This is a genomic window from Corynebacterium canis (assembly GCF_030408595.1).
Taxonomy (GTDB): domain Bacteria; phylum Actinomycetota; class Actinomycetes; order Mycobacteriales; family Mycobacteriaceae; genus Corynebacterium; species Corynebacterium canis.
On the sequence record NZ_CP047080.1, the window covers coordinates 2,159,186 to 2,173,995 of the forward strand.

Below are 14,810 nucleotides of genomic sequence, written 5' to 3' on the forward strand. Positions count from 1 at the left end.
ACCACGCGCATCACAGCATTCCTAAAATGTGAGACGTCGCCGTTTCATAATGTGGGAAACGCGTGTTAGCGGCGGGTAATGGCGGCATTGCTCGGCGTCAATGGCAACGCCGCAAAACACACCTTAAACTTGGCCAAATTATGGCGGGCATCCACCAGCGCATCGTGATTATTATTGGGCAGCCGCGGCAACCTCGGGCGGCCCGCAAACTCCCAATACTGCTTTAACTCCCGCGTATAGCGCGGAATCTTGCGCGGCAACGCCACCATATCGCCCCACAGCTGGGCTAGGACCACGTGATCGTACGCGCCGACCCACGCCCATAATTCCGGATCCCCGGGCGAATCCAGCAAAAACGCCAGGATTTCCTCCCGGATCAGCTGCGGGGAACGCCACGCCTTATGGCCCGGCTCCGGCAATTGGTTCAACACATTATTGCGCACCCACGTGTTCGCCTTGGCGGGGTCAAAGGCGGTGGAGACGGCGTAATATTCGCGACCGTCCTCGCCGACGATGCCGATGGAAACAAGGTCGATTGTGGTGCCGTCTTCAATAAATTCTGTGTCGTAAAAGAAGCGCATACAGCAGATTCCTACACTTTCGCTTACAAACAATCCCGCACTCAGCATAGTCCTTTCCAGGCAACGGCATTAGACTCTCCAAACGTGAACACACTCCAGAGCGAATCCGAAACGTACTCCAGGCTCCTCACCAGAGCGTTAAGCCACCCCGCGGTGGTGGCCAGCGCCCTCCTGTTTGCCCTGTACGCGGTTTCGTTGCGGACGGTGAATTTCGACGCCATCGGCAGCTCCGAATTCTGGCGCTACCACATCGATATTGACGTCTACCGCGAGGGCGCAAAGGCCTTCCTGCGGGGCGAAAACCTGTACACCCAGGATTACAGCGTCGCGGACATCAAACTGCCCTTTACCTACCCGCCGCTCGCCGCAATTCTGTTCGCGCCGCTGGCGGTGCTCCCCCTAGCCTTCGGCGCGGTGGTTTTCGATATCGCCTCCGTGATCGTGCTGTGGTGGTGCATGGTGATCGTGCTCCGCCACGCCGCGCCCGCGCTGCCCGCCCGCCTGAGCGCCTTGGTGCTCCTGCCCGCCGCGCTCCTGCTCGAACCGATCACGGAAACCCTGGACTTTGTGCAGGTAAACATTTTCCTTATGGCCCTCGTCCTCGTGGACACGCTGACCAAAAAGCCCTGGCTGCCGCGCGGATTTTGGATCGGATTCGCCGCCGCCATCAAGCTCACCCCCGCGGTGTTCGGCCTGTATTTCCTGCTGCGCCGGGATTGGAAATCGGCGGGCGTGTGCGCGGCGTCGGGAATCGGTTTTACGGCCTTGGCGTGGCTGATCAGCCCCACGAACTCCTCCCAATATTGGCTGCACACGCTGAGCGACCCCTCCCGCATCGGCGGCCTGTCATACGCCGGCAATCAATCATTGCGTGGCCTGCTGTTCCGCCTCGTGGGCGAACAAACTTCCGAAACGCTGTGGAAGGTGGGCATCGTGATCCTCCTCGCCCTGATCGCCTGGGCGATGTACCACGCGCAACCCGTAGTCGCCGTCACATTGAATTCGCTGGTTGCGCTTCTGTGTTCCCCCGTTTCCTGGTCGCACCACTGGGTGTGGATCGTCCCCGCCGCGCTGCTGCTGGCCGTGGCCATGCGCAAGAGCGTGGCCGCCGGTGTGGCGTTTGTGCTGGTGGTTGGCACCGCATTGTTCCCCCCGCATTGGATGCTGCCGCGCAACAATAACGCCGAAGAGGCGTGGAATTTCGCGCAACAGCTGGTAGGAAGCTCCTACGTGCTACTCTCCCTCGCCATTGTGTTCGGCGTTATTGCGGCCCATTATCGACGCCGCGGCTCCCTTAGCTAGGGCACGTAACGCTGACCTTCACACGGGCAACCTTGCCGGTACCGTCATCGGCATCATCATTCATGGTGCCTTCGGAATGGAAGGCGTCGGTTTCGATGGTCCACGTATTGCCATCCCGCGTCACGGTGGCGGCCATTTCTTGGGCGTCTTCCGTGTCCAAGTGGGTGGTGTCCACATCGATATCGAGGTTATCCAGGGTGGGGTTATCGTCCGGGTTATTGATATCAATGTCCAGCTCGTGGGCTTCGCCCTTTTGGGATTCGATGTTCAACTCGGGACCCTCGTTCACATCATCCGCATCGTCGACATCATCATTGGAATCACCGGGGGTACAGGTGATGTTCAGAAAATTCGCCTCAAGTGGCGAACCATCGACCTCAACGGTGACATCGCCGCCGGAGGGTTGAGCCATCGCCGAGGAAGCCGCCGAAGTAGCCGAGGACATCGCCGAAGATGCTGCCGAAGTCGCGGACGACATCGCACTGCTGGTCTCGGAGTTGCCGCTGCAAGCAGCGAGGCTGAGCGTGGTGATGGACAGAAATACAGCAAGACGAATAGGTTTCATTGTCACTCCTTCATGAGGGGTGTCTTGGAGCATTGGGCAAACGCCGCGCTATAAGTGCTGATTATGAATACAGACACTTAGTTGCATTGTACACAATAACCGGGGCCGAGCAGCGGCGGAGAGTTACCCTCGCTCTGTGGCTGTAGGGTGCGTCTGTTTAGCGATACACCTTTTCGGCCCGCTTCGGGGCAGCCTTCACAAGCTCGGTGAGTGCCGGCGGCACCACGGTCCACTTGACCACGGGGATCCGGCGCAGGCCCTCGAAGACCAGCCCGCCAAACATGGCGAACAGCAGGCACACCCCAACCCACAGTGTCGGCGAATCCCACAGATTGCCCGAATCCTCCGTGAACGCAATGTCCTCGTAGCGATAATGAAAATTAAATAGCAATGTCAGCGCCAGCGGATGCCCCAAATACAGCACGAGGGTATGCCGCCCGAAAAACTCCAACACGGAATTGACCACCGGCACGCGGGACAAGACCACCGCCAACGCCACCGCGGCGGGCAGCATCAACAGCCGCACCATCAGGCGCACCATGATATCGATATCGTTGCTATCCAGCAGGATGCCGCCGGGCAGCTGCCAGCCTTCCACCGGGTATTCCTGGCGCAGCACCCACAGCGTCTCCAGCACATATCCGGACGCGTAACTCAGCCCGGCCACACCCAGGCCCCACAGGTACAGGGTGTGCTCCGCGAACCAATTGATCAGCGAGTGCCCATGCGCCCCGATAAAAAACACGGGGATAAACATGATCGAATTCGCCACAATTGGATCCCACTCCCCGGCGACCAGCAAGACCACTGGGCTAAACGAAAAGACCACCGCCAGCCACGGCCGCAGCTTCCGCGTCGCCCACAGCAGCAGATTACACAGGATCAGGCAATACAAAAACCAATAGGTATTGTTCCCGCCCGTGATCGCTTCCCAGTAGAACCACAAGTCCGGCATGGGTTTATCCTGAAACGCTGCCAACTCGGACGCCTTCAGCCACTGCTCCACCGGCACCCAAATCACATATGGCACCACAAAATACCACAGCCGCCGAGACACTAACTCGAACAATGTGCTGTGCAGAATCTTAACGGAAAAAAACCCACTGACCAGGAAAAACAGCGGCAAGCGCAGCGGCGCCAGCATCTCATTGTATTGCGCGGGTAGCGTCGTCTCCATGGCGCTGGGCACCGTCAGACACGCGTGCAGCAATAACACGCCGATAATGGACAATCCGCGGGCAGCGTCTGGCCACGCAAGGCGTTCAACCTTACGCGGGGTGGCCACCTGAGTGCTCACGCCTTACCTCTCCTTGGGCATAGTTGAAGCCCATTGGATTGGGCCTTGAACAACCTTACTGCACCTTTAGCGAATTTGGTAGCCCCGCAGCTCCTGCCAACCTAGTTGTACTGCGGCGCAGTTCCCTCCGGATAGCCCTCACCGGCCGCAAGCGACGCCTTGATATCGGCCGCATAGGCATCAACATAAGTCTGGCCCGACAGGGCCGCCAAGGTTTGCACAACGTGGTCCGTCAAGGCGCGTGCCGCTTCATAGGAATCCGGATCCAGCCCCAGCGCCTTGACATAACCCTCGGCGTCGATAGCCTCGCCCACGCGGATGCGCACCTTCGCCGGCCGCAGCACCCAGGAGCCAATCGGGTTGGCCTCCCGCGTGCCAATCATGGCGACCGGAACCACGCTCACACCCGCACCGAGCGCCATCCACGCCATGCCGGTCTTGCCCCGGAAAATACGGCCATCGGGTGACCGCGTTCCCTCCGGGTAGATCCCCAGCAAATCATTGCGTCTGAGCACCTGCATGCCCACATCGATGGCGGCCTGCGCAGCGTTGGCGGAGCTGCGGTCGATGGGCACCTGGCCGACGCTGGAGAAAAACCACTTTTGCAATTTACCTACCGGCGTGGTGCCGGTGAAATACTCCTGCTTGGCCAAGAAGGTGATCTGCCGGGGGCACATCAACGGCAGGTAAAACGAATCCATCACGGACTGATGGTTGGAAGCCAAAATGGCCGGCCCGGTACTGGGAATGTGTTCGAGCCCCTCGATTTCCGGGCGGTTATACACCCGAAAAAACGGGCCCATAATGATGTGCTTAAACGCCCAGTACCATTTGTTTTGCATGCTATTTCACTTCCATCGAGCCGGAACGGGTGCAGGTCAGGTTAGCTGGCGAGCCAAGTCTGCTACGCCAATCATACCTGCGTCGCTGCCAAGTTCCGCCGTGCGCAAACGAGCGAGCGGCCGATGCCCCGCCCCCACGATGCGCTTGCCATACTGCCTGCGTGCCGCCTCCAAATAGAGCACAGATTCGCCAGCCACGCCGCCGCCGATAACAATGAGTTCCGGGTCCAACACATCGCCGACGATGGCCAACCCCTCACCCAACCAATGCGCGAAATCATCGACCGCGGCCAGCGCTGCGACGTCCCCGCGGCGCGCCGCCTGCATCACCACATGGCCGGTCAAGGCCTCCGGACGCGCGCGAAAATCAATACTTAAGCGGGATTCCTCGAACCTCCCGCTGGCGATCAGCTCCCGCGCCGTGGATACCAAGGCCGTTCCGGAGCAATACCGTTCCAGGCAGCCGCGCTTGCCGCACGGGCAGGTACGCCCATCGGGGATCACGGTCAAATGTCCGAACTCAGGTGCGGTTCCAAACGCGCCCCGATAAATCTTGCCGTCGATCATCAGCGCCCCGCCGATCCCCGTCCCGATCGCAAACAACGTCCAAATTTTCGCATCGCGCGCCGCCCCGAACCGATATTCGCCCCACGCGGCGGCATTGGCGTCGTGCTCCAAGCGCACCGGCAGCTGCAGGAGGTTTTGCAGGCGCTGTTGCACAGCCGCGTCCCGCCACGGCAAGTGCGGCGCAAATCGCACTGTTGTGCAATCCGGGTCGAGGAATGCGGCCACGGCCACTCCCACCGCCGCGATCTGGTGCCGCTTTCCGAGCTTTTCAACTATATGTTTGATCCCGCGTTCCAACGCAGAGGTGCTGCTGGGCGTGGGGACTTGCTCGAAATCGATCACCGTTCCGTGAGCGTCTACGACCGCCCCGCGAAGGTTGGTGCCACCGATATCAAAACCAACGCACACTGGGGCCATGGGGCGTATTCACCTGCCGCTCGTTAAATAAAATACAAAAAGCTGTTCAAGTATATGCCACGCCGTGTACAAGCCCTATTTTGGTGGGCATTCAAGCGCCGCCCGCAGCCGCGCCCCAAGCCTCTCCCAGGACCAATCGCGCACTACATGCGCCCGCCCGGCACGCCCCATCGCGGCCCTGCGCTCCCCATCCCGCAACAGGGACACAATCTCCCGTGCAAGCCCTGTAATGTCCCTTCCCGATACCACCACGCCCGTCTCCGCGGTTACCGTTTCCGGCGCGCCCCCGGAATCCCCGGCGATCACCGGCACCTGGCAGGCCTGCGCCTCCAAATACACGATGCCCAGCCCCTCCACGTCCAAACCACCGCCACGGGTGCGCGCCGGCATGGCGAACACGTCGGCGGTTGCCAGAAGCGCCGTGCGCGGGGCGTCGGCAAGCATGCCGGTGAAATACACGCCATCCCCGGCGAGCCTACGCAGGATGCGTTCGTACCTGCCTCCGCCGACGATCATCAGGACGGCGTCGGGGATCTCCGCGCGCACCAGCGGCCACGAACGTATCAGCGAATCCTGCCCTTTTCGGGGGACCAGCCGCGAAATGCAGCACACCATCGGCCGCCCGGCGATCCCCCAGCGTTCCCGCACCGCCCTGTAGCGGTCGGCGCCAACCTCCAGAGGTTCGAACACTTGCGCGTCTACTCCGGAGGGCAAATGCAGCCATTCCACATCCCCGAACGCACGTTCAATCCGCCGGCAGGTGTACGCGGAAATATACGTCACCACGTCCGCGTGCCGGCCGATCCTGCGCAGCACCGAACGCGCGCCCGGCAGCATCGCCCAACCCACCTCGTGACCATGCGTCGTAGCCACCACCCGTCGCGCGCCCGCCCGTTTCGCCGCCGCACCCAGCAACCCCAGCGGCGCCGCGGCACCGAACCACACCGTATCTATACCGTGCGCACGAATTAATTGTTCCATGCGTATCGACGCCGCGACCGTAGGCAGCATCACCCGCCGCGGCCAGCGCTCCACCACATACGGCAGCCCCGCATCGTATTCGCGCGCGGCCTGAGCGTGTTGAGTCGAGGCAAACACCACGATTTCCTCAGGCGGGAGCTGCGCCACAAAATCCCTAAGGTACGACTGAATCCCGCCTACGGTGGGCGGGAAATCATTCGTGACCAGCAGCGTCTTGGCCACTAGTACCGGCGGGCCCCGTAATAGGGCATGGAATCCATGGGCACGACCTGCACCGGAATCCCGTAATCGGAGGCGTGCAACAACATGCCATTGCCCGCGTAAATGCCCACGTGGGTGGCGCCCGGGTAATAGCCGATCACATCACCGGGCTGCAGCTCCTCGCGGCTCACCGGCGTGCCACCGGCCATCTGCGCCTGCGAAGTCCGCGGCACAGTCTTGCCCTGCTGCTGGTAGGCCCAATACACCAAGCCGGAACAATCGAACGCGTCCGGGCCAATAGCGCCCCAACCATATGGCGAGCCCACCTTGGTCATGGCGACCTCAAGGGCGCTCATGCCCGACGGGTTCGACCCGGAAATCCCCAGCAGTGAATGCTCCACGGGGCCATTCTTAGAATTCCAGCGTTCCCGGTCGGCAGGGCTCAACGCCTCAACGCGGCGACGGATATCGGCAGTCTGGCCGTCGAGATCCTTACGCTCCTTTTCGGCGCGGCTACGCTCAACCTCAAGCTGGCCCGCCTGAAACTCAGCCTGCGCCTCCGCCCGCGCCGCCCTATCGTGCGACGCCGCAGCCTCATCAGCCGCCGCCAACAACCCCTTCAGCATCTGCTCCTGGTGGCGCGTCAGCGAAGTCATATACGCCGTGCGGTCGATGGCGCTCTGCGGGTTCTGCGCGGAAATAACGCTGGTCACGGGGTCAACATTGGCGCCGCGATACTTAGAAAGCGCCAACTTGTTTACCTCAGCCTGATTGGCCGCAACAGCATCGCGCGCGGCTTGCGCCTTTTCAGAGGTGACACGGACCTCATCGCGGATACCGTTAATCTCGTTCTGCTTGGCCTCAATATCAAGCTCCAATTGCTTGACATTTTCGTTCTTGGCCTCGATCTCGTGGGAGACCCTACCAAGGTCCTCGATCAGGCGATCCACTTCGGCGGGGTCCGCGTAGGCGGGCGGAACCACTGCCACGCTGAAAACAGTGACGCCAATCAAAATTGTGGACTTGATAACGCGGCGCAACTGCGACTCGGACACGTAACCTAAACCAACTTTCCATCGTTTGCACATGGGATTCGCGCCGTAAAACACCTGTTCACTCCGGTGTTGGGACCGGCGCCCACATAAGGCCGTTACGGCAACACTATGACTATAAACGGTTGATAAACAAAGACAAAGAACTCGCAGGAAAACTGAAACTAGAGTGAGCGATGTGATTACCGTGATTAATCGCCCACAACTTTTTGGGGAGGGACCGGTGCCCCGCGAAAAGCTACCCCACGAACGCAAAAACCCGCAGGCACGAACGTTTCGCTGCGGGTAAATTACGGAAGTTTCAGCGCGCGAGGCGCGTCGTTCGCGTTAGTAGCGAACAGCGGAGTGGAACGGCATTTGATCCATCGGAACCTCGGACAGCGGGGTGCCCTCGGTGGAGGCGTGAATCACGGTGCCGTGGCCGGTGTAGATGCCCACGTGCGAAGCGCCAGAGTAGAAGGCGACGATATCGCCAGCCTGCAGCTGGTCGTACGCAACCTGGTGGCCGTTAGCGGCCTGCTCATAAGAAGTACGCGGAATCTGCTTGCCCACCTGCTGATATGCCCACGTGGTCAGGCCGGAACAGTCGAAAGCGTTGGGGCCAGCTGCGCCCCACACATACGGAGCACCGATCTTGGATGCTGCGGCATCAACGATGGCCTGCCCATTGTTGGCGGCCGGAATGCCCGGCAGGTTGAACCCACCAGGGGTGGCAGCTTGCCCCGAGAGCGCGGGCACCCAGTCTTGAACGCCAGGGACGTTCTGGACACCCGGCACGTTTTCGATGCCAGGGACATTGAAAGTGATTCCGGTGTTCGGGATGACAACATCTGCAGCCTGTGCAGGTCCCGCAAAAGCAACGGTGGCGCCAACGGCGACAGCGGAAGCGGTTGCTGCGTTGCGAACAGTGTTCGTATTACGGCGGCTGTGCTTACCCACGATAGAAAACTCCAAATCTTCCTTTGTTGGCCGACCGGGTTAGCTGTCGGGTTCGGAAGCGGAAGGCTCCCTATCCGGATCCACGCTTTTATCAAAGCGCTCTCACACGGAACTCACCCCAGAATGAATAAGGTTTGGTTCCCCGGTTCACATTCACCACCTCCACTTGCCGGAGGCTTTGAAGCAAATGCGATTAGGCATTGTTCGGTTATCCGTCGCTTACCCTTCAAGACCCGTCTGATCTCTCCCGGCTCGCAATGTCTCATTTAGGTTACGAAAGGGGGTTTGGTTTGTCCAACGTTCGCAAGCAAATGACGCACATCTTGTGTTCGTTACCGTCCCGTTACCAAAACCAACGGGCAACCCTCATGTATCCAAATCGAGACAATCACTGCCACATACAGTACACCAAACCTGCAACAATAAAATATGTTGTACGCTGCACTTTCGCGGTGGGCGACGCTCAGATTTATGAGCCTAAAGCAATTCAGCTACCAATGCGTGGCGCGACACCCGATCGCACGTTACAAATTAATTTTGTGACTTCTGTCACATGCCCATGCGGAAGGGTAAAAAGTTGACCATTCAACGGATGGCGCGTCGCTTTTTGGGCCCCAAATGGCCCCGGTCAGCGTTTTCACAATCGCACCACGGTTAACTTAAATACCAAATACACCTCGCGTCACAGGCGCTGGCAAGGCGCCCAACACAAGGCGCTCACCGGCGCCACGCAGGAAGCTTTGCCGACGACGCCGGGCCGGCGGGACGTCGAAAAGCAATATTGCGACCCGCTAGCTCGCAATCTAAGCGTGCACTCCTTATATATAAGGAAAGCTCTCAGAAAAATTGCACCTTATATATAAGGTATGCCGCGGCGGCAGGGGTAACCGACGCACACCCCTTTGCGGCGGCCAAGAGCGCCGCACTCGACATTCAGCATCCCGCATCGCCATATATCTCATAGGGATATGATGGCGGTATGGACAGGACGCAACGCAATCTCGCCGTCTTTTCGGCAGTCGCCGTGGGCTGCGGCTGGGTTGGCGTCGGCTTGGCTACCCTCCTCGGGATCCCCTCCGACACACCCAGCGGCAGCCCAGGCCTGCTCATCTTTATCGTGACGCCCATGCTTACCGGTCTCGCCCTGCGTGGGCTCGACAACGACGGCTGGAATAACACAGGCTTTCGATTGAGACTGCGGGGAAATCTGGGTTGGTACACACTTTCTATTCTGGTGTTCCCCATAGTCACCGCCATCAATGTGGCCATTGGAATCGCGGCGGGCTGCTTGACCGCACCCGCAACGATGCGGTGCTCGAACGTCTCGCCCCGTTGGGAATTTGCCTTAAAGCCCCCACTACAACGCACCTCCACGGCCGCCACAGCGCCTCCCAGTGCCCGCCACAGGCCTAAAAAACCCGCCACCACAGTTTGTGTGTGGGGCGGGTTTTGAGCGCGTTGGAAATGAGCTAGCTAGACGCGGCCATCAGCCTCATCTTGGGCACGGTTGGCGGCTTGCAGCTCTTCGAACATTTCCGCTTCCTCAGCGTGGTTGCGGTGTTCGATTTCTGCGGCCTTGGCGGCGATCTCTGGGTTATCCGGCTTGAAGTAGGAGCCGCGGCCCGGGGCACCGGCGAAGCCAAGCTGGTTCATCTGCTTCGGCACGGGGGCACCGGCGTACTCCAGCGGGATCGGGTGGCCGTGATCGTCGACCGGACCCAGCGGCTGGTGCACCTCGATAAAGGCACCATTGGGCAGCTGGTTGATCACACCGGTCTCGATGCCGTGTTCGAGGACCTCGCGGTCCGAACGCTGCAGGCCAATGCAGATGCGGTAGGTGATAAAGTACGCCAGCGCGGGCAGCACGATCAAACCGATGCGGCCGATCCAGGTCATGGCGTTCAGCGAGATCTGGAAGTGGTAGGCCACCAGGTCATTACCACCGGAGATGGTCAGCAGTGCGTAGAACACCAGCGCCATCACGCCGAGCGAGGTGCGGACGGGGACGTCGCGCGGACGCTGCAGCAGGTTGTGGTGGGCATCGTCGCCGGTCATCTTCGCCTCGATGAACGGGTAGGCGAACAGCAGGCCCACGAGCACGCCCAGCATGATAGCCACCCAGAACACGGCGGGGATGGTGTAGTTGCCAAAGTACAGCTCCCAGGCGGGCATAATACGGGCCGCGCCGTCCGTCCACAGCATGTAGATATCGGGCTGCGAACCGGCGGAGACCTGCGCCGGGTTGTACGGGCCAAGGTTCCAAATCGCGTTGATCTGGGTAGCACCGGCCATCAGCGCCAGCAGGCCGAAGGTGATCAGGCCGAAGGCCACGGACTTCACTGCGAAGACCGGGAGGATGCGCACGCCAACCACGTTGTTTTCCGTGCGGCCGGGGCCGGGGAACTGCGTGTGCTTCTGGTACCAGACCAGCGCCAGGTGAGCGGCGATCAGCGCCAACAGAATGCCGGGGATCAACAACACGTGTGCGATGTAGAAACGGTCGAGCATGATTTCGGACGGGAAGTCACCGCCGAAGATCAGCCAGTGCAGCCAGGTGCCAATGACCGGCAGGGAAATGACGATCGCGGACATGATGCGCAGGCCCACGCCGGAAAGCAGATCGTCAGGCAGCGAGTAACCCATGAAACCCTCGGCAACGCTCAGCAGCAGCAACACGCAGCCGATGATCCAGTTTGCCTCACGCGGGCGTCGGAAAGCGCCGGTGAAGAAGATGCGCATCATGTGCACCATAATCGACACCGCGAACATCAGTGCGGCCCAGTGGTGCAGCTGGCGGATAAACAAGCCGCCGCGAACTTCGAAGGAAAGGTTCAGCGCCGTCTCATACGCACGGGACATTTCGACGCCGCGCAGCGGACCGTAAGCGCCGTCGTAAATGACCTTCGTAATGGAAGGGTCGAAGAACAGCGTCAGGTAAATGCCGGACAGCAGCAGCACAATAAAGCTGTACAGTGCGATCTCGCCGAGCAGGAAGGACCAGTGGGTTGGGAAGACCTTGTTGATCTGCTGGCGGACCATCGCGGACATGGTGTACCGCGAGTCCATATTGGTGCCCATTTGGGCTAATTTATTGTTGCTCATGACTTACGCTCCCAGAAAGCTGGGCCGACCGGCTCGATGAAGTTGCCAGCGGCGACGAGGTATCCCTCATCATCTACGGTAATAGGCAGCTGCGGAAGAGCACGAGCGGCAGGACCGAAAACGGGCTTACCGTAGTGCAAAGCATCGAACTGCGACTGGTGGCACGGGCACAGGATACGGTTGGTCTGCGCCTCATACAGCGAGGTGGGGCAACCAATGTGGGTACAGATCTTCGAATAGGCGTAGTAGTCGCCGTAGTGGAAGTCTTCCTGTCCGGCACGCTCGATTGCGCGCTGCGCGTCCTCGTGGCGGAGGCGAATCAGCATCACGGAGTTGCGCGAACCGTGAATCGAATGCATGTGCATCTCGTACACTTCGCGGGTCGAATCGTAGAGGTCGCCATCGTTGACGTCTTCCTCGGGCAGCGGGAAGACGGTTTCCATGGCGCCTGCCGCGAGATCCTCGGGGCGCATGCGCACGAGGCGGGTCACGCCCTGCGTGGTGTAGTGGCCATTGTGCTCCTCGGCGATAGCGCCGGTATCGCGGCCGAGGTACACCTTGGTGCCCTCTTCGGTAAGGGTCCATCCGGTGGTCCACAAGGTGCCGTCGCCCTGGACGTCGACGCCGCCGGGCTTCGGACGCCACGGGTTCTTCACCATGCCACCCAGCGGGGCGATAATGGCCAGGCCGGCAAGGACCGCGCCGGTGCCCATCAGGCCCTTAAGCAGGCTGCGGCGGCCGAGCGTGGAGGTCTCCCAAGAATCGTTCAGCAATGCGACGAGGGTGCGCTGATCGACTTCCTCGGAAGGGCCGTCGTGGCGGCGCTGCACCGAAATCTCTTCAGGGATGAACTTCTTTACGTAAAGGACCGCGCCGAAGCCCATGCACAGGATGGACAAGCCCATCGTGACGCCGAGCAGCGGGGTGTACAGGGTGTACAGCCAGAGGCCTTCTTCGCCGAGGCCCTTGTACTCCCACGGCCAGAACAGGTACACGCCTAGGAATGCGATAGCGAATACGATGCCCAGGAGGAAGCAGATGACCACGCTGCGTTCCGCGCGCTTTTCTGCAGGATCGTTCGGGATTGGGAAGCGTTCCTTGCGGTACGCGACCGTCACTTCATCGAGCTCGGTGCCCAAGCGGGCCAGCTCATCGTTGCTCATGGAGTTGAGCTCTTGAGAGGTGTACTTCTTCATTTCGTTGTTACTCATGAGCGGGATCCAATCCACAATGCAGCGGCAACCAGCACGGTAATGCCGACGAGCCACATCAACATGCCCTCAGTGACGGGGCCGATACCGCCAAGACCGTAGCCACCGGGGTTCGGGGTTTCCTTCGCGGACTTAATGAAGGCGATGATGTCCTTCTTCTCGTCCGCGGTGAGCTGACGGTCGGAGAACTTCGGCATGTTCTGGGGGCCGGTGAGCATAGCCTGGTAGATCTCCTGCTCGTTTGCAGGATCTAGGTAGGGAGCGTACTTACCGGAGGAAAGCGCGCCGCCACGGCCGGTGAAGTTGTGGCAGGACGCACAGTTCAAACGGAATAGGTCAGCACCACGGGCGACATCGGCTGGATCAATCTCACCGTTGTAGTTTTGACCGCGAAGCGATTCCATGGCGATGGAGCCGTCTTCGTTTTTCACAATGCCCGGGCCACCGCCGTTAGCGTTGACATATGCGGCAAGCGCAAGCGTCTGATGCTCGGAGTAGCGCGGGGTCTTACGTGCAGCTTGTGCTTCGTTGCGGAGCATCGGCATACGACCAGAGTGGACCTGGAAGTACACTGCACCTTCGCCTACACCAATCAGGGAGGGGCCGCGGCCCTTGACGCCCTGAAGGTTGACACCGTGGCAGGTAATACACGCGACGTCGTAAAGGTCTTTGCCTTCTTGAATCAGTGCCTGGGTGTCGGAGCTGGCGGTAGCCACCTGTGCGTCGGGTGTCAACGCATCAGCCAGAAGGCCAGCACTGGTGAGACCGATGGTCAATGCCACTGCACCGGCGACGGTCCGGCGCACCTTGCGGCGGCTCTTGACCTTCTTCGCCGATCTGACCGCAGCGGCGGCCATATCGGGTTTCTGGAGGTTGGTATCCATCATTTCCCTTATAACTCGTGTTCGGAAAGTGAAGGGCTATAGGCCGAGCCCTGGAGCTCATCTACTGGGTGAGTCCGAGGTCCGTCGGCTGCTACGGCCTACTGAATGAAGTAAATGGTGATGAACAAGCCGATCCAAACCACGTCGACGAAGTGCCAGTAGTAGGACACCACCATCGCTGCGGTCGCTTGGGCCGGGGTGAACTTCGACTTGGCCACGCGAATCAAAACCACCACGAAACCAAGGACACCAGCCAGAACGTGAGCAGCGTGGAACCCGGTTGTGATGTAGAAAACGGATCCGTAGATGCTGTTCTGAATGGTCAGGCCGTGCTGCACCAACTGGAAGTACTCCCACGCTTGACCCACGAGGAACACGAGACCCATAACGGTAGAAAGTGCATACCAGCGACGAAGTGCGAAGACGTCACCTCGTTCTGCGGCGAAAACGCCCCACTGTGCGGTAAACGACGATGAAACCAGAATCGCCGTAATCGCGAAGGCGTACGGAACATTCAGGTGGCCTGTACCTGCGTCCCACGACTCTCCCTGACCATTCGCACGTGACACAAAGTACATAGCGAACAGGCCAGCGAAGAACATCAATTCCTGCGACAAAAACACAATCGTGCCGACACTGACCATATTGGGCCGGTTCAGTGCCGCAACACGCTGCGGTGCCGCCATGTCTGTATTTCCAACTGCGCTCGTCACGTTAACTAGTATGACGGTTTCTTAGAGTTAAGTCATCTCATGCCCCCGAATTCTCGTGCGAGAAAATCGCGTGTACAGGTGCTTTTCTTGGCCCACTAAGAAATTCCAAAAACTTTCTAAACGGCGGGAACTTTTTCGCCGCAGATCCGACGCGCT

Annotated in this window: 14 protein-coding genes and 1 riboswitch; of the genes, 2 read left to right on the forward strand and 12 right to left on the reverse strand. The window is 60.0% G+C overall.

Annotated elements, in window-relative coordinates:
- Window positions 1-65: 65 nt before the first annotated feature.
- Window positions 66-581, reverse strand: a complete 516-nt coding sequence (locus CCANI_RS09555) for a polyadenylate-specific 3'-exoribonuclease AS (RefSeq protein ID WP_146323419.1) — start codon at window positions 579-581, stop codon at window positions 66-68.
- An 84-nt stretch (window positions 582-665) separates the two neighbouring features.
- Between CCANI_RS09555 and CCANI_RS09560 the strand changes: the two genes are divergently transcribed.
- The gene (locus CCANI_RS09560; RefSeq protein WP_186750040.1) at window positions 666-1,883 is read left to right on the forward strand and encodes a glycosyltransferase 87 family protein; all 1,218 of its coding nucleotides are present in this window, start codon (window positions 666-668) and stop codon (window positions 1,881-1,883) included.
- On the opposite strand, the gene CCANI_RS09565 is transcribed toward CCANI_RS09560, so the two are convergent.
- From CCANI_RS09565 to CCANI_RS09595, 7 genes are all read right to left on the reverse strand, one after another.
- Entirely contained in the window at window positions 1,876-2,448 is a 573-nt protein-coding gene (locus CCANI_RS09565; RefSeq protein ID WP_146323417.1) for a lipoprotein LpqH, read from the reverse strand. The genes CCANI_RS09560 and CCANI_RS09565 overlap by 8 nt on opposite strands.
- A 157-nt stretch (window positions 2,449-2,605) precedes the next feature.
- Complete coding sequence (locus CCANI_RS09570) at window positions 2,606-3,745, reverse strand: acyltransferase family protein (RefSeq protein ID WP_146323416.1); 1,140 nt, start codon at window positions 3,743-3,745, stop codon at window positions 2,606-2,608.
- A 101-nt stretch (window positions 3,746-3,846) separates the two neighbouring features.
- The gene (locus CCANI_RS09575) at window positions 3,847-4,587 is read right to left on the reverse strand and encodes a lysophospholipid acyltransferase family protein (RefSeq protein ID WP_146323415.1); all 741 of its coding nucleotides are present in this window, start codon (window positions 4,585-4,587) and stop codon (window positions 3,847-3,849) included.
- Window positions 4,588-4,623: 36 nt separating this feature from the next.
- Window positions 4,624-5,571 (reverse strand): ROK family protein, encoded by a 948-nt coding sequence (locus CCANI_RS09580; protein ID WP_146323414.1) that lies wholly within the window; start codon window positions 5,569-5,571, stop codon window positions 4,624-4,626.
- A gap of 75 nt (window positions 5,572-5,646) precedes the next feature.
- Complete coding sequence (locus CCANI_RS09585) at window positions 5,647-6,774, reverse strand: glycosyltransferase family 4 protein (protein WP_146323413.1); 1,128 nt, start codon at window positions 6,772-6,774, stop codon at window positions 5,647-5,649.
- A complete protein-coding gene (locus CCANI_RS09590) occupies window positions 6,774-7,781 on the reverse strand; it encodes a C40 family peptidase (RefSeq protein WP_246118159.1) in 1,008 nt (335 codons plus the stop codon). Before CCANI_RS09590 ends, CCANI_RS09585 begins: the two co-directional genes overlap by 1 nt.
- Before the next feature lie 351 nt (window positions 7,782-8,132).
- Window positions 8,133-8,744: a C40 family peptidase gene (locus CCANI_RS09595; protein ID WP_146323411.1), complete on the reverse strand. Its 612-nt coding sequence runs from the start codon at window positions 8,742-8,744 to the stop codon at window positions 8,133-8,135.
- A gap of 13 nt (window positions 8,745-8,757) precedes the next feature.
- Window positions 8,758-8,954: riboswitch (cyclic di-AMP (ydaO/yuaA leader) on the reverse strand.
- 769 nt (window positions 8,955-9,723) lie between these two features.
- Here CCANI_RS09595 and CCANI_RS09600 point away from each other — a divergent pair.
- Window positions 9,724-10,197, forward strand: a complete 474-nt coding sequence (locus CCANI_RS09600; RefSeq protein ID WP_146323410.1) for a hypothetical protein — start codon at window positions 9,724-9,726, stop codon at window positions 10,195-10,197.
- A 20-nt stretch (window positions 10,198-10,217) separates the two neighbouring features.
- Here CCANI_RS09600 and qcrB read toward each other — a convergent pair whose 3' ends face one another.
- The 4 genes from qcrB to ctaE all read right to left on the reverse strand — a co-directional run bounded on the left by qcrB (window position 10,218) and on the right by ctaE (window position 14,654).
- Window positions 10,218-11,846, reverse strand: a complete 1,629-nt coding sequence (qcrB, locus tag CCANI_RS09605; protein ID WP_146323409.1) for a cytochrome bc1 complex cytochrome b subunit — start codon at window positions 11,844-11,846, stop codon at window positions 10,218-10,220.
- Window positions 11,843-13,057 (reverse strand): cytochrome bc1 complex Rieske iron-sulfur subunit, encoded by a 1,215-nt coding sequence (qcrA, locus tag CCANI_RS09610; protein WP_146323408.1) that lies wholly within the window; start codon window positions 13,055-13,057, stop codon window positions 11,843-11,845. The genes qcrB and qcrA overlap by 4 nt, the downstream gene beginning before the upstream one ends.
- Window positions 13,054-13,944 (reverse strand): cytochrome bc1 complex diheme cytochrome c subunit, encoded by an 891-nt coding sequence (gene qcrC, locus CCANI_RS09615; RefSeq protein ID WP_186750038.1) that lies wholly within the window; start codon window positions 13,942-13,944, stop codon window positions 13,054-13,056. Before qcrC ends, qcrA begins: the two co-directional genes overlap by 4 nt.
- Before the next feature lie 95 nt (window positions 13,945-14,039).
- Window positions 14,040-14,654 (reverse strand): aa3-type cytochrome oxidase subunit III, encoded by a 615-nt coding sequence (gene ctaE / locus CCANI_RS09620; RefSeq protein ID WP_146323406.1) that lies wholly within the window; start codon window positions 14,652-14,654, stop codon window positions 14,040-14,042.
- Window positions 14,655-14,810 lie beyond the last annotated feature (156 nt).